Consider the following 19,080-nt stretch of genomic DNA (forward strand, 5'->3'; position numbering starts at 1 on the left):
TTCTGCGTTTAGTTGCCGCGCTCTAAATTTTTGGCGCTCCGGTTACAACTCTTCCGGCACAAACTCCACCAGAAAATGCTAATTCTTTCTCTGTTCCAGCCGACGGAGCGAGCGTTCACGACGGCTCTGCTCACGACTGCGGTCCAGCAAGATCTCTTCGATAAAGGCCAGGTGGCGATGAGAGGCTTCACGCGCTTCTTCAGGTTCGCCCGCCATAATGGCTGCAAAGATACTGCTGCGGTGCTTGCTCACCAGCGGCAGCATTTCGCGGCGCGCATAGAGCAACTCGAAATTCTCACGAACATTCTGTGCCAACATTGGTTCCATGCAACGAAGCAGATGTAAAAGCACAACATTATGTGCCGCTTCGGTTACAGCGATTTGATATTGCACGACAGCGTTCGATTCCGCGTCGAGGTCGCCGGATTGCTGCGCCAGCTCAATGGCCTGATGCAGTTCACCAATGCGTACCTTGTCTTCGTCCGTGCTACGTAATGCGGCGTAATAAGCGGCAATGCCTTCCAGTGCGTGACGCGTCTCAAGCAAATCAAACTGGGATTCGGGATGATCGGAGAGCAATTCAACCAGCGGATCGCTGAAGCTCTGCCAGAGGCTGCTTTGAACAAACGTACCGCCACCCTGTCGACGCAGCAGAAGCCCTTTCGCTTCGAGGCGCTGGATGGCCTCACGCAGTGAAGGACGTGAAACGTCGAACTGTTTGGCCAGTTCGCGTTCTGGAGGCAATTTTTCACCGGGGCGTAACGTCCCCTCAAGAATCAAAAACTCCAGTTGCTGCTCAATCACATCGGATAGTTTTGGCTGGCGGATTTTGCTGTAGGCCATTGTTCCCTGTCTCTACCATTCGCCCGGAGTAAATTGGTCTTACCAATTTCATATTCGTGACGCTAAAGTAACAAAGTATTCACCTTATGTCCATACAGGTTTTGATTGAAATCAGTAAACACTGCACATTTTAACAACGTTACAGAAATAACGTTTCAAACATGTAACCTTGCACAAATGACTCGTTTACCCCCAAAGAGGCAGTTTTAACTTTATTGAAACGCGCTCAAACAAATCTGAACCGATTCAGTGTGAATAATTTTGCATATTTAAACTAAATTTCTGCATAAAAACGCAGAAGATTACAAAACAGCCGAAAACGAGGCGATTTACAAATGGTTTCTTTTTATGCAAGTCGTCATCTCTCTTTCACAAAGCAGGTGCAAACGCCTGCGCTTACCACTATTCTGAGCTTCACGAAAGGGATGAGTGCAAATTCATGTCAGCATTTCGTAAATAAAAAAATACAATAAATGGAATTTCTTTCTTACACGCAGACAACAGCGTAGACATAATAACCACACACGAGGTTTCATGATGGAAGGTCAACAGCACGGCGATCAGCTTAAGCGCGGCCTTAAGAACCGCCATATTCAGCTTATTGCGCTGGGCGGCGCTATCGGGACTGGCCTGTTTCTGGGCAGCGCTTCAGTCATCAATTCCGCAGGGCCAGGTATTATCCTGGGCTACGCCATTGCAGGTTTCATTGCTTTTCTGATTATGCGTCAGTTGGGCGAGATGGTCGTTGAAGAGCCGGTTGCCGGCTCATTCAGCCACTTTGCGTACAAATACTGGGGTAATTTCGCGGGTTTTGCTTCCGGCTGGAACTACTGGGTGCTGTACGTGCTGGTTGCGATGGCGGAACTGACCGCGGTTGGTAAATATATCCAGTTCTGGTGGCCGGAAATCCCAACATGGGCCTCCGCTGCGGCCTTCTTCGTTGTTATCAACGCCATTAACCTCACAAACGTCAAAGTGTTTGGCGAGATGGAGTTCTGGTTCGCCATTATTAAAGTGGTTGCTGTGGTCGCGATGATCCTGTTTGGCGGCTGGCTGCTGTTCAGCGGCAGCGCGGGCCCACAGGCAACCGTACGCAACCTGTGGGAGCAAGGCGGGTTCTTGCCGCACGGTATCTCAGGACTGGTAATGATGATGGCTATCATCATGTTCTCCTTCGGGGGTCTGGAGCTGGTGGGGATCACCGCCGCAGAAGCAGACAACCCGGAGCAGAGCATTCCAAAGGCCACCAACCAGGTTATCTATCGCATCCTGATCTTCTATGTGGGTTCACTGGCTGTCCTGCTTTCTCTGCTCCCGTGGACACGCGTTACCGCTGATACCAGCCCGTTCGTACTGATTTTCCATGAGCTGGGTGACACCTTCGTGGCGAATGCATTGAACATCGTCGTGCTGACGGCCGCGCTGTCGGTTTATAACAGTTGCGTATACTGTAACAGCCGTATGCTGTTCGGCCTGGCGCAACAGGGTAATGCGCCGAAAATGCTGCTTTCCGTGGACAAACGTGGCGTTCCGGTTAATACCATTCTGGTTTCCGCTGTGGTGACTGCGCTGTGCGTGCTGATCAACTATATGGCGCCTGAATCTGCATTTGGCCTGCTGATGGCGCTGGTGGTATCTGCCCTGGTTATTAACTGGGCGATGATTAGCCTGGCGCACATGAAGTTCCGTAAGGCTAAGCAGCAACAGGGCGTGACGCCGCGTTTCCCGGCGCTGTTATACCCGTTAGGTAACTGGATTTGTCTGCTGTTTATGGCGGCCGTACTGATCATTATGCTAATGACTGACGGTATGGCTATCTCCGTCTACCTGATTCCGGTATGGCTGGTCGTTCTCGGCATTGGCTATATGTTCAAAGAGAAAAGCGCAAAAACGGTGAAAGCCCACTAATTTTGCCTGCCCCTCTCCCGCCCGGGAGAGGGGTGTTATTGAAATGTAATCAAACTCACACTTTCCCCGATGTAGCTGTTTTGTCCATATTCCTGCCAACATCCTGTAACGCAAATTTCCTTTAGCAGGCAAATAATTATTCCCACAACTCACCGGGAGTAGCGTCAATGGACAACAGCAAACTGTCTGTTAAAGAGAAAATCGGCTATGGCATGGGCGATGCCGGATGTAACATCATTTTTGGCGCCATCATGCTGTTTGTTAACTATTTTTATACGGATATTTTCGGTCTGGCGCCTGCGCTGGTAGGCGTGTTATTGCTTTCAATACGCGTGATAGATGCCATCACCGACCCGATCATGGGGGCGATTGCCGACCGCACACAAAGCAAGTACGGACGCTTCCGTCCATGGCTTTTATGGATTGCCTTACCTTATGCCGTATTCAGCGTATTGATGTTTACCACGCCGGACTGGACCTACAATAGCAAAGTTATCTATGCCTTTATTACTTACTTCCTGCTCTCGCTGACCTATACCGCGATCAACATCCCCTACTGCTCGTTAGGCGGCGTCATTACCAACGATCCGAAAGAGCGAGTGGCCTGCCAGTCTTATCGCTTCGTGATGGTGGGCATTGCCACTTTGCTTCTGTCTCTGACATTACTGCCGATGGCCGAATGGTTTGGCGGTGAAGACAAAGCCAAAGGCTACCAAATGGCGATGACGGTGCTGGCGTTTATCGGCATGTGTATGTTCTTGTTCTGTTTCGCTACGGTTCGCGAGCGTGTTCGTCCGGCGGTGCCTACCAATGACGATATGAAAAAGGACATGAAGGATGTCTGGAAGAACGATCAATGGGTGCGCATTTTGCTGCTCACGTTGTGTAACGTTTGCCCTGGCTTTATTCGCATGGCCGCCACCATGTATTACGTGACCTGGGTCATGGGGCAAAGCACACACTTTGCCACGCTCTTTATCAGCCTGGGCGTTGTCGGAATGATGCTCGGCAGTATGCTGGCAAAAGTCCTGACGGACCGCTGGTGCAAGCTGAAAGTCTTCTTCTGGACAAACATCGCGCTGGCAATTTTCTCCTGTGCTTTCTACTTTTTCGATCCGAAAGCCACGGTCATGATTGTGGTGCTCTACTTCCTGCTGAATATTCTTCATCAGATCCCTTCCCCGCTGCACTGGTCGCTGATGGCGGATGTGGACGACTATGGCGAATGGAAAACGGGCAAGCGTATTACCGGCATCAGCTTCTCCGGCAACCTGTTCTTCCTGAAAGTTGGGCTGGCGGTTGCAGGCGCGATGGTGGGCTTTTTGCTCTCCTGGTACGGTTACGATGCAGGCGCCAAAGCGCAAAGCACCAGCGCTATCAATGGCATCATACTGCTGTTTACCGTTATACCAGGCGTGGGTTATCTGATTACCGCAGGGGTTGTACGCTTGCTGAAAGTGGATCGGGAACTGATGAAAACTATCCAGGCCGACCTGGAAAAACGCCGCGTCAATTATCATGAACTGAGCGAGAACCAGAGCGTTCCCGTGGGTGAACACGTAAGGAAAGCATAATGAACTGGCCGAACCCCTTTATTGAGCAGCGTGCCGACCCGTATATTTTGCGTCATGACGGCAACTATTATTTTGTCGCCTCGGTGCCAGAATATGATCGCCTGGAAATCCGCCGGGCCAGCACCCTTGAGGGATTGTGCATGGCTCAAGGTGTCACTGTCTGGCGCAAACCCGCCAGCGGCCCGATGAGCGAGCTTATCTGGGCACCTGAGCTGCACCACATTGACGGGAAATGGTATCTCTATTTTGCCGCCGCCGGGACGAAAGCGCTGGATGCACTGAATATGTTTCAGCATCGGATGTTTGTGCTGGAGTGCGCCGATGCCGATCCTCTTAGCGGGGCCTGGATCGAAAAGGGCCAGGTGAAAACACCCTTCGATACCTTCGCACTGGATGCCACGACCTTTGTTCATCAGGGTAAACGCTGGTACCTGTGGGCGCAGAAATCACCGGCAATTGCGGGTAACTCAAACCTCTATCTCGCTGAAATGGAAAATCCGTGGACGCTAAAAGGCGAGCCTGTATTACTGAGCAAGCCGGAGTACGACTGGGAATGCAGAGGTTTTCTGGTAAACGAAGGTCCGGCGGTGCTGTTTCACGGCAACAGGCTGTTTATCAGTTACTCTGCCAGCGCCACAGACGAAAACTACTGTATGGGGCTGTTGTGGATTGATATTAACGCTAACCCGCTGGTGGCGGCGAACTGGCATAAATCACCGCAACCGGTATTCCGAACCAGTTATGAGAACCGGCAATATGGCCCCGGCCACAATAGCTTTACCCAAACCGCAAACGGTGAAGATGTGTTGGTCTACCATGCGCGAAATTATACAGAGATTGAAGGCGACCCGCTTTACGATCCGAACCGCCATACCCGCCTCAAACTGATTCGCTGGCAAGATAACGGGATGCCCGATTTCGGCATCCCGCCTGCGGATACGCTGTAAGTTTATTCTCTACATAATTCTGGTCGCAGGAAGGCGGCAAGTCAGTAAGTCCCCAGGAGCATAGATAACGATGTGACTGGGGTGCGCTGGCGCAGCCAACGCACATGCAGCCTGAAGAATGACGAGTATAACGTCACGCAGTTACATCAGCGTGCCGTAAATGGTTAACAGCGCCACCACGACCACCATCACAAACGAGGTCTTTTTGGCCATTGATACAGCGGCTTTTGGTGTTGCGACTTTATCCATATGCGGTTCGCGGGCCAGCGAGAACTGAGCAAGACGCGTTAGCACATGATATTGGGAAGAATGTCGGTCGGTCAGCGAGGCAAACCACGCCGGTAGCGCCTTCTCTCCATGACCAATTAATGCATAAACCACACCCGCCAGGCGCACCGGGATCCAGTCCAGCACGTGCAAAATAGCGTCGATTCCGGACTGCTGGCGTTCATTTGGGGTCTCATAACGTGCCAGCCACGACTGCCATGCACGTAAAAAGCCATAGCCAACCAGCGTCACAGGCCCCCATACTCCGCCGACAATAAACCAGAACAGCGGTGCCAGATAATAACGAAAATTGATCCACAAAAGCGCATTTTGCAGCTCACGCAGATACTCCCGTTCATTACAGCCCGGCGGTATACCGTGAATCAATGTGAGTTCATTCGCCATCGCGTTATGGGCGTGACTGTCATTGCGCGCCGCCGCTTTAAGGTAAGCATGGTAATGCAGGCGCACTTTCCCGGCGCCGATGCACAAAAGCCCCAACAGGATCCACACGACCAACAGCGGCACATTGAAAAATAGCCCTTCCAGCAACTGTAGAATGAGGAACGCCACCAGCATGGTGAGCACAGTCATCAGGAGCGTTCTTAGCATAGAGTAATGTCTGACCCGGCGGAACAACACCTCCAGGCGATGATCCAGTTGCCAGTGTTCTCCGAGTTTAAAAAGCCGCTCGGCAATAAGAACCAGCAGCATGGTAAACAGTGTCATGGCATCTCCTTATCTGATTCTCCCGCCACCAGTCCGCGAAATCTGGGCCAGTCAAACGCCGGGCCGGGATCGGTTTTGCGCTCAGGGGCAATATCGCTGTGCCCGGTCATGTTGTTGGCAATCCGGGGATAAAGCGCAATCAAAGCATGGGTAACGTTCGCCAGTTGCTGGTACTGGGCGTCGGTATAGGGCTGATTGTCAGTGCCTTCCAGCTCAATACCGATGGAAAAATCATTGCAACGTTCCCGCCCATGATAATTCGACACCCCTGCATGCCAGGCACGCTTATCAAACGGAACATACTGAACGACTTCACCGTCACGGCGAATCAGGCAATGAGCGGAGACGCGCAGATGAACGATCCCGGCAAAAAAAGGATGTGCGTCAGGATCCAACGTACCGGTAAACAGTGCATCGATCCACGGCCCGCCAAATTCGCCTGGAGGCAGGCTGATATTGTGGACCACGAGCAACGAAGGCGTTTCACCATCCGGACGGCAATCAAAGTGCGGAGAAGGTACGCGCCGCGCATTCGCCAGCCAGCCCTCATTTAACTGCATGCAGGATCTCCTTAATTATGGTGCTCAAACACGCTCTAGAGTAGCATGTTCAGACGCTGTCCGGTCATTGTACGTTGACGAAACTCGCAATGACAGGACACTGTCTAACTTTTTGATTCGTTACCCTTTTTGGAGTTTTATCATGCCGCCTCGCCGTTACAACCCCGATCTTCGACGTGACGCGCTTTTGCAACGCATTGAACTGGACATCCCCGCTGCCGTCGCGCAGGCCCTGCGCGAAGATTTGGGTGGCGAAGTGGATGCGAACAACGATATTACTGCGCAATTATTGCCACCGGATAACCGCTCCCATGCGGTGATCATTACCCGCGAAGAAGGCGTATTCTGCGGCAAGCGTTGGGTCGAAGAGGTCTTTATTCAGTTGGCTGGCGATGATGTTCGCATTACCTGGCATGTCGCCGATGGCGATGCGGTGACGCCGAACCAGCCATTATTTGAACTGGAAGGTCCCTCCCGCGTTCTGCTCACCGGTGAGCGTACGGCGCTTAATTTTGTGCAAACGCTGTCCGGCGTTGCCAGTGAAGTACGCCGCTATGTCGCCTTACTGGACGGAACCAAAACACAGTTGCTGGATACGCGTAAAACCCTGCCAGGCCTGCGTACCGCGCTGAAATATGCGGTTCTGTGCGGCGGCGGCGCGAATCATCGACTGGGGCTGTCCGACGCGTTCCTGATTAAAGAAAACCACATTATCGCTGCTGGCTCCGTTCGCCAGGCCGTCGAGAAAGCTTTCTGGCTGCATCCTGACGTTCCGGTTGAAGTAGAAGTGGAAACGCTGGAAGAGCTGGATGACGCGCTGAAAGCCGGTGCCGATATCATCATGCTGGACAACTTCGATACGCCGATGATGCGCGAAGCGGTTAAACGTACCCATGGCCAGGCGCGTCTGGAAGTTTCCGGCAACGTCACGTTTGAGACTATCCGTGAATTTGCCGAAACGGGTGTCGATTTCATCTCTGTCGGTGCGCTGACCAAGCATGTCCACGCGTTGGACCTGTCGATGCGTTTTCGCTGATTCCCACTGGCCCGATGGTCTCTGTCTGTCGGGCTTATCCTTCTCTGTTTCCTCAGCCAGGTAAAACGCTTACGCCACTTTGTGACTCGTTTTTCGTAAAGCCTCGCAAACCTTTTGTTCAGTTCTGCAATCTGTTCAATTACGGCTGAAGACCCGTTCCCGTTTCGTTTTTTGTCCCTCGCGGGTCATTCCTTATGTTTGCCAAAGTAACGCCAGCTAACTCAAGGAGCGAACAATGGACAAACAACGGGGCTTCACCCTTATCGAACTCATGGTGGTTATTGGCATTATTGCGATTTTGAGCGCGATCGGTATTCCGGCATACCAGAACTACCTTCGCAAAGCCGCACTCACCGACATGCTGCAAACCTTTATCCCCTATCGAACGGCCGTTGAGCTATGCGCACTGGACCGTGGTGGCGTCACGGGTTGCGATGGCGGCACTAACGGCATTTCTGCCCCCGCCACCACCCGCTATGTTTCCGCCATGACCATCAGCAAAGGAGTCATTACCCTCACCGGACAGGAAAGCCTTACTGGCCTGAGCATCGTCATGACGCCGCAGTGGAATGCGGGCAATGGTATGTCGGGCTGGACGCGTAGCTGCACGGTGGCCGATAACGGTACGCTGAAACAGGCCTGTGAAGATGTCTTCCGTGGAAACAGTAACTGAGGATAGCCCATGCGCCAGGATAAACTCACCACGCTGTGTAAACGCCACCATGCCTGTCTACTTAACTGTGACGAAAAGATGCTGACCATTGCCGTCGTGGGCGACCCCTCATCAGAGCTGCTGGAAGCACTACGTTTCGCGACACAAAAACGGGTTGATATCGAATGCTGGACGCAGGAACAGATGGACAGCCACCATCAACAGTCGGCAGAAGTACAACCACTTCTGCCCGTCGAGGATTCAGGTTCAGCGGTCGAATTGCTTGACCAGACGCTGCAACAGGCTCTTAGCCAGAGGGCATCCGATATCCATTTTGAGCCGGCAGAACAGACCTATCGCATCCGGCTACGCGTTGACGGCGTACTACATGCTCTGCCTCTGGTTTCCAGCGCGCTCGCCAATACGCTGACTGCACGGCTGAAGGTCCTGGGCAATCTGGACATTGCCGAACGCAGGCTGCCGCAAGACGGGCAGTTTAGCATCGCGCTCAACGGGCAGAATGTCTCATTTCGCATAGCCACTCTACCGTGCCGACATGGCGAAAAAATAGTACTGAGGTTGTTGCAGCAGGTGAGTCAGGCACTCGACCTCCGACAGCTTGGAATGACCCACCCCCAACTGGCGCAATTTCAGCAGGCGTTGAACAAACCTCAGGGGTTGCTGCTGGTGACTGGCCCCACGGGCAGTGGAAAAACCGTCACTCTGTACAGTGCGTTGCAGGCTCGCAATAAGCCTGATATCAACCTTTGCAGTGTGGAAGATCCGATAGAGATCCCGCTTAACGGTCTGAATCAGACGCAGATTAACCCACGCGCCGGGCTGACCTTCCAGAGCGTGTTACGGGCCCTTTTGCGCCAGGATCCGGATGTCATTATGGTCGGCGAGATCCGTGATGGCGAAACGGCTGAAATCGCCATCAAGGCCGCACAAACCGGGCATCTGGTCCTGTCAACACTTCACACTAACTCGACAGCAGAAACACTGGTGCGTATCCAGCAAATGGGGGTTGCCCGCTGGATGATCTCCTCCGCGATCTCTTTGGTTGTTGCACAGCGCCTGGTACAAAAACTGTGCCCCCATTGCCGCAGCCGTGAGCATGAGGATGTTAATCTGCCGACAGCACTCTGGCCGCGCTCATTACCGCGCTGGGTATCAAAGGGCTGTGAGCGTTGTTATCACGGATTTTATGGACGAGTCGCGCTATTTGAAGTCCTGGAAATAGACGGTGTACTGCGTCAGGCTATTGCCAGCGGACTCCCCGCCAGCGACATTGAAAAGCAATCACGCGCGGCAGGTATGACGACACTGTTTCAGAATGGCTGTCTGGCGGTAGAAAAAGGGATTACCACTTTCGAAGAGTTGGTTCGCGTATTGGGTATGCCCGATGGCGACTAAACAACTCTGGCAATGGTCCGGGCTGGACGACAACGGTGAGCGGCACAATGGTGCCTTTTGGGCGGAACAGCGTGGCGATGTCCTCTTCGCGTTGCAACAGCAAAGCCTGCACCCACTCTCTCTGCGTCGTCGCCCGGTACGTCAGGCACAGTGGCGCGGAGAATACAGTAGCCAGGTCATCCATCAGCTTGCCACGCTACTGCAGGCAGGCCTGACGTTGCCGGATGGCTTGCAGTTACTGGCCAAACAACAGTCTTCTGTGCAATGGCAGGCGCTGCTACAGACGCTGGCGGAAAATCTGGCCCAGGGCGAGACATTCTCCGGTGCGCTGTCACACTGGCCGGAGGTCTTCCCGCCGCTTTACCTGGCAATGATACGAACGGGTGAGCTGACGGGGAAGCTGGATGAGTGCTGCTTTAAGCTCGCCACACAGCAAAAAACGCAGCTTGCCCTCGTGCGGAAAGTGAAAAAAGCGCTGCGCTATCCGCTTATTGTTCTGATATTGGCATTCATCGTGGTGCTGGCGATGGTCTATTTCGTCCTCCCGGAATTTGCCACGATATACCAGACATTTAATACGCCGTTGCCTGCACTCACGCGTGGAGTACTGGCGTGTGCGGATATCCTCCAGCAAGGCAGCCTTCCCTTAGCCATTATCAGCCTGATGCTGGCCATTCTGCTCAGTCGCTTACAGAAACATTCAGGCTGGCTACGCTATCAGCAACGTATCCTGCTGGCGTGCCCAGTGACAGGACAGCTTGTTCTGGGACAGAAACTCAGTCAGATCTTTACCGTGCTATCGCTGACGCAGCAAGCTGGAATCGCCTTCTTACAAGGTCTGGAAAGCGTCAAAGAAACGCTCACATGCCCATGGTGGCGAGAAATCGTTACTGCAATACATCAGGATATTACCCAGGGTTTGTCGATTTCAGCGGCATTCAGCGCCAGAGGGGTTTTTACGCCGCTATGCATTCAACTGGTCAGCACGGGGGAAGCCTCAGGCGCGCTGGACGCAATGTTACGCAATCTGGCAAAGCATCATAGTGAACATACGCAGCAGCTGGCTGACGGTCTGGCGTCCATACTGGAACCCATACTGCTGGTGGTGACAGGTCTTATTGTCGGCACGCTGATTGTGGCTATGTATCTGCCGATTTTCCATCTGGGAGATGCAATGAGTGGAATGGGATGAGACAGGCGCAGCGAACTGCGCCTGTAAGCCGATTAGAGGCTATTGAAAACGCGGTTTTCTTGCTCCTGCACGCGGATAAAGGTGGTGCGTTTGGTCAGCTCTTTCAGGCGAGATGCGCCCACATAAGTACAGGCTGAACGCAAGCCACCGAGGATATCGCGCGCGGTATTTTCGACCGGGCCACGTAGTTTCAACTTAACGGTCTTACCTTCTGCCGCACGGTACTGAGCCACCCCACCAACGTGACGGGTCATCGCCGACTCAGAACTCATGCCGTAAAACAGCATGAATTTTTCACCGTTTTCTTCAACTACGGTACCACCGCTTTCTTCATGTCCTGCCAACATCCCGCCAAGCATGACAAAATCAGCGCCACCACCAAAGGCTTTCGCCACGTCGCCTGGTACGGTACAGCCGCCATCGCTAACGATTTGACCGCCCAAACCGTGCGCCGCGTCGGCACACTCAATAACAGCAGAAAGCTGAGGATAACCCACACCGGTTTTCACACGAGTGGTACATACAGAACCTGGGCCGATGCCCACTTTTACAATATCCGCACCGGAGAGGATCAGCTCTTCACACATTTCGCCAGTCACGACGTTGCCTGCGCAAATCGTTTTATTCGGCCAGGCTTCACGTGCTTTCGACACGAACTGCACGAAGTGCTCGGAATAACCATTGGCAACATCAATACAGACGAAATTCAGTTGGGAGTGCAGCGCCAGAATCTGTCTGGTCTTTTCGAAGTCGGCATCTGAGGTGCCTGTCGATACCATCACGTGGCGTAATACATCGTCAGACTCGCGCTGAATAAATGCTTTCCAGTCTTCGACGGAATAATGTTTATGCACCGCAGTCAAAATATCGAACGACGCCAGCGCTTTCGCCATGGCAAAGGTACCAACGGTGTCCATATTGGCAGCAATTACCGGTACGCCAGACCAGTTCTGTCCTGAATGCTTAAAGGTAAACTCGCGTTCCAGCTCAACATCGGAACGGCTTTTGAGGGTAGAGCGTTTAGGGCGGATAAGAACGTCTTTAAAACCTAATTTCAGATCTTCTTCAATACGCATGTGCGGATTCCTGGGGTTAATGGCGAACAACGCAGACTTGCAAACACACAACTCCAGTGACGCTATCATACGCACTAATCAGGACTCCGCAAGACTGCGAAATTCTCTTTTTTTACGCTACAATCCTATAAATTTACCTGGTGAAAGGGCAAGATTAGCCGCATTTGCGTAAGTCCATCTTGCACAAATTATAACCTGCTGATTCAGATGAAAAATGCATAGTTATTTTTCCGCGTTTCGCTTACTGACGACCTGAGTTAAGCAAACTGGCAAAATTGAAAATGTGTGGGTTATGATTTTTTCACCGACTTTTTTGAGATCAGACTCTATGGGGTATACGGTCGCGTTAACCGGCGGTATTGGTAGCGGCAAAAGCACGGTCGCGGATGCCTTCGCCCGTTTTGGTGTGGATATTGTCGATGCAGATGTTATTGCCCGTCAGGTTGTTGAACCGGGCTCTGTTGCATTACAGGCCATCGCAGAACATTTTGGTTCAGACATCCTCACACCAGAGGGCTCACTGAACCGTCGCGTATTACGCGAAAGGATTTTTGCTTCCCCGGCCGAGAAAACCTGGCTCAATGGTTTGCTGCACCCATTAATCCATCAGCAAACCCAGCGACAAATTGCCGGAGCTACCTCCCCCTATGTATTGTGGGTTGTTCCTTTGTTGGTTGAAAACCACTTACAGAGCAAAGCCGACCGGGTATTGGTTATCGACGTCTCTCCGGAGACGCAAATTTTGCGAACGATGCAACGTGACGGCGTAAGCCGTGAAAATGCTGAGCATATTCTGGCGGCGCAAGCGACACGTGAAGCACGCCTTGCCGTTGCGGATGATATTATTGACAATAATGGCGCACCAGATGCAATTGCATCGGATGTTGCCCGCCTGCATGCGGCTTATCTGAGTTATGCATCGCAGGCAGTTTCACAGGAAAACCTTTAATGCAGACCCACGTCCTATTTGAACACCCGCTCAACGAAAAGATGCGCACCTGGCTGCGTATCGAATTTCTGCTCCAGCAACTGACCGCTCGCCTTCCTCTTGCCGATCATGCGGACGCGCTGCATTTCTTCCGTAATACCGGTGAGCTACTGGATATTTTCGAGCGTGGTGACACGCGTACCGAATTGCTTAAAGAACTGGAACGCCAGCAACGTAAATTGAAAGCCTGGGCCGAAGTGCCTGGCGTTGATCAGGGACGTATCGATGCCATTCGCCAGCAGTTAAAAGAGACCAGCACTATGCTGATGGCGGCCCCCCGCATTGGGCAACTTTTACGTGAAGACCGGTTAATCGGCCTGGTACGCCAGCGCCTAAGTATACCGGGCGGATGTTGCAGCTTTGATTTGCCCACCCTGCATGTCTGGCTGCACCTGCCGCAAGCTCAGCGTGACGAGCAGGTGAATATCTGGCTGGCCAGCCTGACGCCGCTCAATCACACGTTATCACTGATTCTGGATTTGATCCGCAACTCAGCCCCGTTCCGTAAGCAAACCAGCCTGAACGGTTTTTACCAGGATAATGGTGAAGATGCCGATCTGCTTCGTCTGCATCTGGATTTAGGCAGCCAGTTATTCCCGCAGATTTCGGGACATAAAAGTCGTTTCGCCATTCGTTTTCTGCCGCTCGACAGCGAAAATGGCATCGTCCCGGAACGGTTGGATTTCGAACTGGCTTGTTGTTAAGGAGAAATGATGTCAGACGCAACGCGTGTTAATTGCCCAACCTGCGGCAAAAGCGTGGTATGGAGCGAAACCAGCCCATTCCGTCCATTCTGTTCAAAACGCTGCCAGTTAATAGACCTGGGGGAATGGGCTGCGGAAGAAAAACGCATCCCGAGTGCGGGCGACCTTTCCGACAGCGACGACTGGAGCGAAGAGCAGCAGTAAATAGTTCGGTGGCGGGGAGCCCCGCCACCTGCACGATCAGGCGCTTGCCAGTTTTGAGATGACGGGTTCATTGGCTGGCGGGAACTCCTCCGCCAGCAGTTGAGTCTGGTGAACCCAACGTCCAGGCTGCCCCTCTTTTCCCCACGGCTCACCTTCCCACTGTTCAATAAGATAAAACCAGAGCGTAATGTGGCGGTCCGGGAAGTGATATTCCAGCTTATCGAACAGAGTTACCGCACCAGCGTTGATCCCCACTTCTTCGTGCAACTCACGGACAACCGCTTGTTCAGGCGTTTCGCCTTCTTCGATCTTGCCGCCAGGAAACTCCCATTTATTAGCCATATGCGCATCGGCTGCGCGCTGGGTAATAAAGATTTCACCCTGTGAGTTGCGAATAATGCCAACGGCGATTTGCAGTATTTTCATTGTCGTTACTCCATAAAAAAGGCGCAGTTATCTGCGCCTTTCTTTATTTATTCGTACCTTAGCTCAGACGACCGTGGCACTGTTTGTATTTTTTACCTGACCCGCATGGACAAGGGTCGTTACGACCAACTTTGCGATCGCCGGTCTGCGCAGCCAGCGCTGCCGCCGCCTCAGACTCATCATCACGGTGGCTAAGTTGCTGCATTTGTGCCAGACGCTCTGCTTCTTCGCGGCGTTGTTGCTCCATTGCTTCAACTTCTTCCGGCATACGCACCTGAACTTTACTCAGGGTGCTGATCACTTCATATTTCAGCGACTCCAGCATCGCGGCGAACATTGAGAAAGATTCACGCTTGTACTCTTGCTTCGGATCTTTTTGCGCATAGCCACGTAAATGGATCCCCTGACGCAGGTAATCCATCGCCGCCAGGTGCTCTTTCCACAGTGAGTCAAGCGTTTGCAGCATGACGCCTTTTTCGAAGTGGCGCATCATCTCGGCGCCAACAACCTCTTCTTTGCGACCATAGACTTCGATTGCCTGAGCCAGGATACGCTCACGCAGGGTCTCTTCATGCAATTCCGGCTCTTTATCCAGCCATTCAGCAATCGGCAGATCGAGGTCGAAATCATTTTTCAGGCGTTCCTGCAAGCCAGGAATATCCCACATTTCTTCCAGCGACTGCGGTGGAATATGGGCGTCAATGGTCGCCTTGAACACATCCTCACGAATACTGTTAATGGTCTCGCTCACATCAGACACATCCAACAGTTCATTACGCTGGGTGTAGATTGCACGACGCTGATCGTTCGCTACGTCATCGTATTCCAGCAGTTGTTTACGAATATCGAAGTTACGGCTTTCCACTTTACGTTGGGCGTTGGCAATCGCCTTGGTCACCCACGGGTGTTCAATCGCTTCGCCCGGTTTCATGCCCAGTTTACGCATCATGCTTGACACGCGATCTGAGGCAAAAATACGCATCAGCGCATCTTCCATAGACAGATAGAAGCGGGATGAGCCCGGGTCGCCCTGACGACCAGAACGGCCACGCAGCTGGTTATCGATACGGCGTGATTCGTGACGTTCGGTACCAATGATATGCAGACCACCCGCAGCCAGTACGGCATCGTGACGCACCTGCCAGTCAGCTTTGATCTGCGCGATCTGTTCCGGCGTCGGGTCGGTCAGCGCTGCGACTTCTGCCTGCCAGCTACCACCCAACACGATGTCGGTACCACGGCCTGCCATGTTAGTTGCGATTGTTACCGCTGCGGTATAACCCGCCTGCGCAACAATATCTGCTTCTTTGGCGTGGAACTTCGCGTTCAGTACGTTGTGTTTGATACCCGCTTTCGTCAGCTCATTTGAAACCACTTCGGATTTCTCAATGGAGATCGTACCCACCAGCACCGGCTGGCCTGCAGCAGTACGCTCACGAATATCTTCAATAATCGCCTGAATTTTTTCCGCTTCGGTCATGTAGACCAGATCCGGCATATCTTTACGGATCATCGGACGGTTGGTCGGCACCACCACGGTATCGAGTTTGTAAATAGAACTGAACTCGAATGCTTCGGTATCAGCAGTACCGGTCATCCCCGCCAGTTTCTCATACAGACGGAAGTAGTTCTGGAAGGTAATCGAAGCCAGAGTCTGGTTTTCGTTCTGAATATCCACACCTTCTTTGGCTTCCACAGCCTGGTGCAGACCATCAGACCAGCGACGGCCCTGCATGGTACGGCCAGTGTGCTCATCAACGATGATAACTTCGCCGTCTTTAACAATGTAATCCACATCACGGGTGAACAACGCGTGCGCGCGCAACGCTGCGGTAACATGGTGCATCAACATAATGTTACCCGGAGAGTACAGGGACTCACCTTCGTCCATGATGCCTTCGTTAACCAACAATTCTTCAATCAGCACCAGGCCACGTTCGGTCAGGTTCACCTGCCGCGCCTTCTCATCAACAGAGAAGTGCCCTTCGCCCTGGAAGGTATCGGAATCTTCCTTCTCCTGACGGATCAGGTGCGGGATGATTTTGTTCACTTTTTTGTACATTTCCGAGCTGTCTTCAGCCGGGCCGGAAATGATCAACGGTGTACGCGCTTCATCGATGAGGATGGAGTCCACCTCATCCACCAGCGCATAGTGCAGTTTGCGCTGCACGCGTTCTTCAGGGCTGAACGCCATGTTGTCGCGCAGGTAGTCAAAGCCGTATTCGTTGTTAGTACCGTAGGTGATATCTGCAGCGTAGGCTTCACGCTTCGCTACAGACGGCATACCCGGCAGGTTGATCCCGACGGTCATACCCAGGAATTCGAATAAGGGACGGTTGTTTTCGGCGTCACGTTGCGCCAGATAGTCGTTCACGGTAACCACGTGAACACCTTTGCCGCTCAGGGCGTTCACATACGCAGGCAGTGTCGCGGTCAGCGTTTTACCTTCACCGGTACGCATCTCTGCGATGCAGCGTTCATTCAATACCATGCCGCCGAGTAATTGAACGTCGAAGTGACGCATACCGAAGACACGTTTACTGGCTTCGCGCACGACGGCAAACGCTTCCGGGATCAAGCTTTCAACCGTTTCGCCTTTTTCCAGACGGCCACGAAATTCCGCTGTTTTTGCTTTCAGTTCGTCGTCTGACAGCTTTTCCATTTCCGGCTCCATCGCATTGATGATGCCGACTGCTTTGCGCATACGACGCAGTGTACGATCGTTACGACTACCGAATACTTTTGTTAATAATTTGATAAGCATAATAAAATCTCAAACGCCCCGCTCTGCGGAGTCACAAATGTAGTTGAAGGATAATTTTTCAGCTAAGGCGTTGAGGTCCCGCGCGGATGCCCTGAACCTGGCTAATCCAGGCCCGGACGCTAAACGCGCAATGGTCGGGGAAATCGGTACCACATGTCTGGCTATCAATTGCCGGCGGTCTCTGCTCCTGGGTTAGCAGCGCGCTGAGCGTATCCAGGAGAGCGAGGTGGTGAGCCTGCAAAGGCAGTGGTTCTTCCACGACGGGTAACGCCTGCGGCGCCATCGCGAAAGAGAGGTGGCGAATAACGGTACGGATGGCATGCTGATGCCAGTAATCAACAGTGAAGCTCGGACGACGCGTCCCTTCAAGCAGCGCAAGATTAGTGAAGTTAACGCTACCAGCGCCTTCATGATTACGTGTCGTCGCTTTAGCCGGTTCAGTGTGGTTGCTGTTGCTGAGCGCAGGCATGCCGAAGCTTGCCGCGACCATCCCCAATAAGAGATGCGGCCAGAAATAACGTCTGCCAAGTTGTCGCCAGCGCGTCAGAATTCCGCTCACTCAGTTCACCAAAAAAATCACTGTTGTCCGCTTTTTACTTCGGTACGCATTATTTTGCGCAAAGATATTACCATTAATGCAGCGGGAGGACAGCGATTATAAGGCGCTCCGGGGGATAAAAACGGCCAGGAAAGCAGCGATCGCGCTCATTGAGTGGTAAAAACAATCTTCATCAACCAAAGCGAGGCAAAAGTACAGATTTTAAAATAAAAAACGACTGGCACTCCTGGCAGGAGAGAGTGTGCCAGGTGGACCAGTCGAATTTAGGTCTTACTTATTGTCTGGTATTACGCCAGAACCATCGTCGGTGCTTTGAACGCCAGTGGCAGTTCTGCATCATCTTCGAAGGTCACATATTCCCAGGCTTCCTGTTTCGCCAGGACTGCCTGCAACAGTTTGTTGTTCAGCGCGTGACCCGATTTATACGCAGTAAACGCACCGATGATATTGTGACCACACATGAACAAGTCACCAATCGCGTCGAGCATTTTGTGACGAACGAATTCGTCTTCAAAACGCAGGCCGTCTTCGTTCAATACGCGATAATCGTCAACAACGATGGCACAATCGAAGCTGCCGCCCAGGCACAAACCGCGGGACTGCAGATATTCGATATCACGCATGAAACCGAAGGTACGCGCGCGGCTAATCTGGCGCATAAACGCGTCGGCAGAAAAGTTCATCGCGTAACGCTGAGTGCTGGCATCAATGGCCGGGTGGTTAAAGTCGATAGTGAAATCGAGAGAGAAACCGTTAAACGGCCTGAACTCTGCCCATTTATCACCATCTTCAACGCGGACCGTCTCTTTGATTCGCACGAATTTCTTCGCACTGCGCAGTTCTTCGATGCCTGCATCCAGCAGAAGATAAACGAACGGTGCAGCACTGCCGTCCATAATCGGGATTTCCGGCGCATCGACTTCAACAATAATGTTGTCGATACCCAGACCGGCCAGAGCAGCATTAAGGTGCTCTACGGTTGAAATCCGTACGTCATGCTCGTTCACCAGACACGTACAGAGCATTGTATCACGCACAGATTTAGCATCAGCCGGGAAATCTACCGGTGGATTCAAGTCAGTGCGACGATAGATGACCCCGGTATTGGCCGGCGCAGGGCGCAACGTCAGTGTGACTTTCTTGCCGGTATGTAAACCGACACCAGTCGCCTGAACGATACGTTTAAGTGTCCTTTGTTTGATCATCGTATAATCTCGCCTAATTAACCATCCAAC

Annotated in this window: 18 protein-coding genes; 10 read left to right on the forward strand and 8 right to left on the reverse strand. The window is 52.5% G+C overall.

The features are described 5' to 3' along the window. Window positions 1-78 precede the first annotated feature (78 nt). Window positions 79-843: a pyruvate dehydrogenase complex transcriptional repressor PdhR gene (pdhR, locus tag AB182_RS21130; protein ID WP_039078390.1), complete on the reverse strand. Its 765-nt coding sequence runs from the start codon at window positions 841-843 to the stop codon at window positions 79-81. A gap of 534 nt (window positions 844-1,377) precedes the next feature. Here pdhR and aroP point away from each other — a divergent pair. From aroP to AB182_RS21145, 3 genes are all read left to right on the forward strand, one after another. Further along, window positions 1,378-2,751 carry an aromatic amino acid transporter AroP gene (gene aroP, locus AB182_RS21135; protein WP_120785413.1) on the forward strand — a complete coding sequence of 458 codons (1,374 nt, stop codon included), beginning with the start codon at window positions 1,378-1,380 and terminating at the stop codon, window positions 2,749-2,751. A 167-nt stretch (window positions 2,752-2,918) separates the two neighbouring features. Then, window positions 2,919-4,325, forward strand: a complete 1,407-nt coding sequence (locus AB182_RS21140; protein ID WP_047371806.1) for a glycoside-pentoside-hexuronide (GPH):cation symporter — start codon at window positions 2,919-2,921, stop codon at window positions 4,323-4,325. Beyond that, complete coding sequence (locus tag AB182_RS21145) at window positions 4,322-5,272, forward strand: glycoside hydrolase family 43 protein (RefSeq protein ID WP_120785414.1); 951 nt, start codon at window positions 4,322-4,324, stop codon at window positions 5,270-5,272. Before AB182_RS21140 ends, AB182_RS21145 begins: the two co-directional genes overlap by 4 nt. Window positions 5,273-5,413: 141 nt before the next feature. Here AB182_RS21145 and ampE read toward each other — a convergent pair whose 3' ends face one another. Then, the gene (gene ampE / locus AB182_RS21150) at window positions 5,414-6,268 is read right to left on the reverse strand and encodes a beta-lactamase regulator AmpE (protein WP_047371808.1); all 855 of its coding nucleotides are present in this window, start codon (window positions 6,266-6,268) and stop codon (window positions 5,414-5,416) included. Then, a complete protein-coding gene (gene ampD / locus AB182_RS21155) occupies window positions 6,265-6,828 on the reverse strand; it encodes a 1,6-anhydro-N-acetylmuramyl-L-alanine amidase AmpD (RefSeq protein WP_047371809.1) in 564 nt (187 codons plus the stop codon). The genes ampE and ampD overlap by 4 nt, the downstream gene beginning before the upstream one ends. Window positions 6,829-6,970: 142 nt before the next feature. Here ampD and nadC point away from each other — a divergent pair, with 142 nt between their 5' ends. The 4 genes from nadC (at window position 6,971) to hofC (ending at window position 11,124) form a co-directional block, all read left to right on the forward strand. Then, window positions 6,971-7,864, forward strand: coding sequence for a carboxylating nicotinate-nucleotide diphosphorylase (gene nadC, locus AB182_RS21160; RefSeq protein WP_047371810.1), 894 nt, complete (start codon window positions 6,971-6,973; stop codon window positions 7,862-7,864). A gap of 235 nt (window positions 7,865-8,099) precedes the next feature. Next, window positions 8,100-8,537, forward strand: a complete 438-nt coding sequence (gene ppdD / locus AB182_RS21165; RefSeq protein WP_047371811.1) for a prepilin peptidase-dependent pilin — start codon at window positions 8,100-8,102, stop codon at window positions 8,535-8,537. A 9-nt stretch (window positions 8,538-8,546) separates the two neighbouring features. Further along, window positions 8,547-9,932 (forward strand): type II secretion system protein GspE, encoded by a 1,386-nt coding sequence (gspE, locus tag AB182_RS21170; RefSeq protein WP_047371812.1) that lies wholly within the window; start codon window positions 8,547-8,549, stop codon window positions 9,930-9,932. Further along, window positions 9,922-11,124, forward strand: coding sequence for a protein transport protein HofC (gene hofC, locus AB182_RS21175; RefSeq protein WP_047371813.1), 1,203 nt, complete (start codon window positions 9,922-9,924; stop codon window positions 11,122-11,124). Before gspE ends, hofC begins: the two co-directional genes overlap by 11 nt. A 32-nt stretch (window positions 11,125-11,156) precedes the next feature. On the opposite strand, the gene AB182_RS21180 is transcribed toward hofC, so the two are convergent. Continuing rightward, window positions 11,157-12,200: a GMP reductase gene (locus AB182_RS21180; RefSeq protein ID WP_047371814.1), complete on the reverse strand. Its 1,044-nt coding sequence runs from the start codon at window positions 12,198-12,200 to the stop codon at window positions 11,157-11,159. 328 nt (window positions 12,201-12,528) lie between these two features. Here AB182_RS21180 and coaE point away from each other — a divergent pair, with 328 nt between their 5' ends. From coaE to yacG, 3 genes are read left to right on the forward strand one after another with little or no spacing between them, the layout of a single operon-like run. Continuing rightward, on the forward strand, window positions 12,529-13,149 hold the full coding sequence (coaE, locus tag AB182_RS21185; protein WP_047373396.1) for a dephospho-CoA kinase: 621 nt from the start codon (window positions 12,529-12,531) through the stop codon (window positions 13,147-13,149). Beyond that, a complete protein-coding gene (gene zapD, locus AB182_RS21190; protein WP_047371815.1) occupies window positions 13,149-13,892 on the forward strand; it encodes a cell division protein ZapD in 744 nt (247 codons plus the stop codon). Before coaE ends, zapD begins: the two co-directional genes overlap by 1 nt. Before the next feature lie 9 nt (window positions 13,893-13,901). After that, window positions 13,902-14,096 (forward strand): DNA gyrase inhibitor YacG, encoded by a 195-nt coding sequence (gene yacG, locus AB182_RS21195; protein ID WP_039078377.1) that lies wholly within the window; start codon window positions 13,902-13,904, stop codon window positions 14,094-14,096. 36 nt (window positions 14,097-14,132) lie between these two features. On the opposite strand, the gene mutT is transcribed toward yacG, so the two are convergent. From mutT to lpxC, 4 genes are all read right to left on the reverse strand, one after another. Further along, a complete protein-coding gene (mutT, locus tag AB182_RS21200; RefSeq protein ID WP_047371816.1) occupies window positions 14,133-14,522 on the reverse strand; it encodes an 8-oxo-dGTP diphosphatase MutT in 390 nt (129 codons plus the stop codon). Window positions 14,523-14,580: 58 nt separating this feature from the next. Then, entirely contained in the window at window positions 14,581-17,286 is a 2,706-nt protein-coding gene (secA, locus tag AB182_RS21205; RefSeq protein ID WP_047371817.1) for a preprotein translocase subunit SecA, read from the reverse strand. Window positions 17,287-17,344: 58 nt separating this feature from the next. Next, window positions 17,345-17,845 (reverse strand): secA translation cis-regulator SecM, encoded by a 501-nt coding sequence (gene secM / locus AB182_RS21210; RefSeq protein ID WP_047371818.1) that lies wholly within the window; start codon window positions 17,843-17,845, stop codon window positions 17,345-17,347. 287 nt (window positions 17,846-18,132) lie between these two features. After that, on the reverse strand, window positions 18,133-19,050 hold the full coding sequence (lpxC, locus tag AB182_RS21215; protein ID WP_047371819.1) for a UDP-3-O-acyl-N-acetylglucosamine deacetylase: 918 nt from the start codon (window positions 19,048-19,050) through the stop codon (window positions 18,133-18,135). Window positions 19,051-19,080: the final 30 nt, after the last annotated feature.

Origin of the sequence: Phytobacter ursingii, assembly GCF_001022135.1 — a bacterium.
Taxonomy (GTDB): Bacteria; Pseudomonadota; Gammaproteobacteria; order Enterobacterales; family Enterobacteriaceae; genus Phytobacter; species Phytobacter ursingii.

Excerpts from the sequence above, each read along its gene's own strand:
- aroP (WP_120785413.1), top strand. The coding sequence starts at position 1,378 with ATGATGGAAGGTCAACAGCACGGCGATCAGCTTAAGCGCGGCCTTAAG.
- gspE (WP_047371812.1), top strand. The coding sequence starts at position 8,547 with ATGCGCCAGGATAAACTCACCACGCTGTGTAAACGCCACCATGCCTGT.
- ampE (WP_047371808.1), bottom strand. The coding sequence starts at position 6,268 with ATGACACTGTTTACCATGCTGCTGGTTCTTATTGCCGAGCGGCTTTTT.
- zapD (WP_047371815.1), top strand. The coding sequence starts at position 13,149 with ATGCAGACCCACGTCCTATTTGAACACCCGCTCAACGAAAAGATGCGC.
- hofC (WP_047371813.1), top strand. The coding sequence starts at position 9,922 with ATGGCGACTAAACAACTCTGGCAATGGTCCGGGCTGGACGACAACGGT.
- ampD (WP_047371809.1), bottom strand. The coding sequence starts at position 6,828 with ATGCAGTTAAATGAGGGCTGGCTGGCGAATGCGCGGCGCGTACCTTCT.
- pdhR (WP_039078390.1), bottom strand. The coding sequence starts at position 843 with ATGGCCTACAGCAAAATCCGCCAGCCAAAACTATCCGATGTGATTGAG.
- secA (WP_047371817.1), bottom strand. The coding sequence starts at position 17,286 with ATGCTTATCAAATTATTAACAAAAGTATTCGGTAGTCGTAACGATCGT.
- AB182_RS21140 (WP_047371806.1), top strand. The coding sequence starts at position 2,919 with ATGGACAACAGCAAACTGTCTGTTAAAGAGAAAATCGGCTATGGCATG.
- yacG (WP_039078377.1), top strand. The coding sequence starts at position 13,902 with ATGTCAGACGCAACGCGTGTTAATTGCCCAACCTGCGGCAAAAGCGTG.
- lpxC (WP_047371819.1), bottom strand. The coding sequence starts at position 19,050 with ATGATCAAACAAAGGACACTTAAACGTATCGTTCAGGCGACTGGTGTC.
- AB182_RS21180 (WP_047371814.1), bottom strand. The coding sequence starts at position 12,200 with ATGCGTATTGAAGAAGATCTGAAATTAGGTTTTAAAGACGTTCTTATC.
- nadC (WP_047371810.1), top strand. The coding sequence starts at position 6,971 with ATGCCGCCTCGCCGTTACAACCCCGATCTTCGACGTGACGCGCTTTTG.
- mutT (WP_047371816.1), bottom strand. The coding sequence starts at position 14,522 with ATGAAAATACTGCAAATCGCCGTTGGCATTATTCGCAACTCACAGGGT.
- ppdD (WP_047371811.1), top strand. The coding sequence starts at position 8,100 with ATGGACAAACAACGGGGCTTCACCCTTATCGAACTCATGGTGGTTATT.
- coaE (WP_047373396.1), top strand. The coding sequence starts at position 12,529 with ATGGGGTATACGGTCGCGTTAACCGGCGGTATTGGTAGCGGCAAAAGC.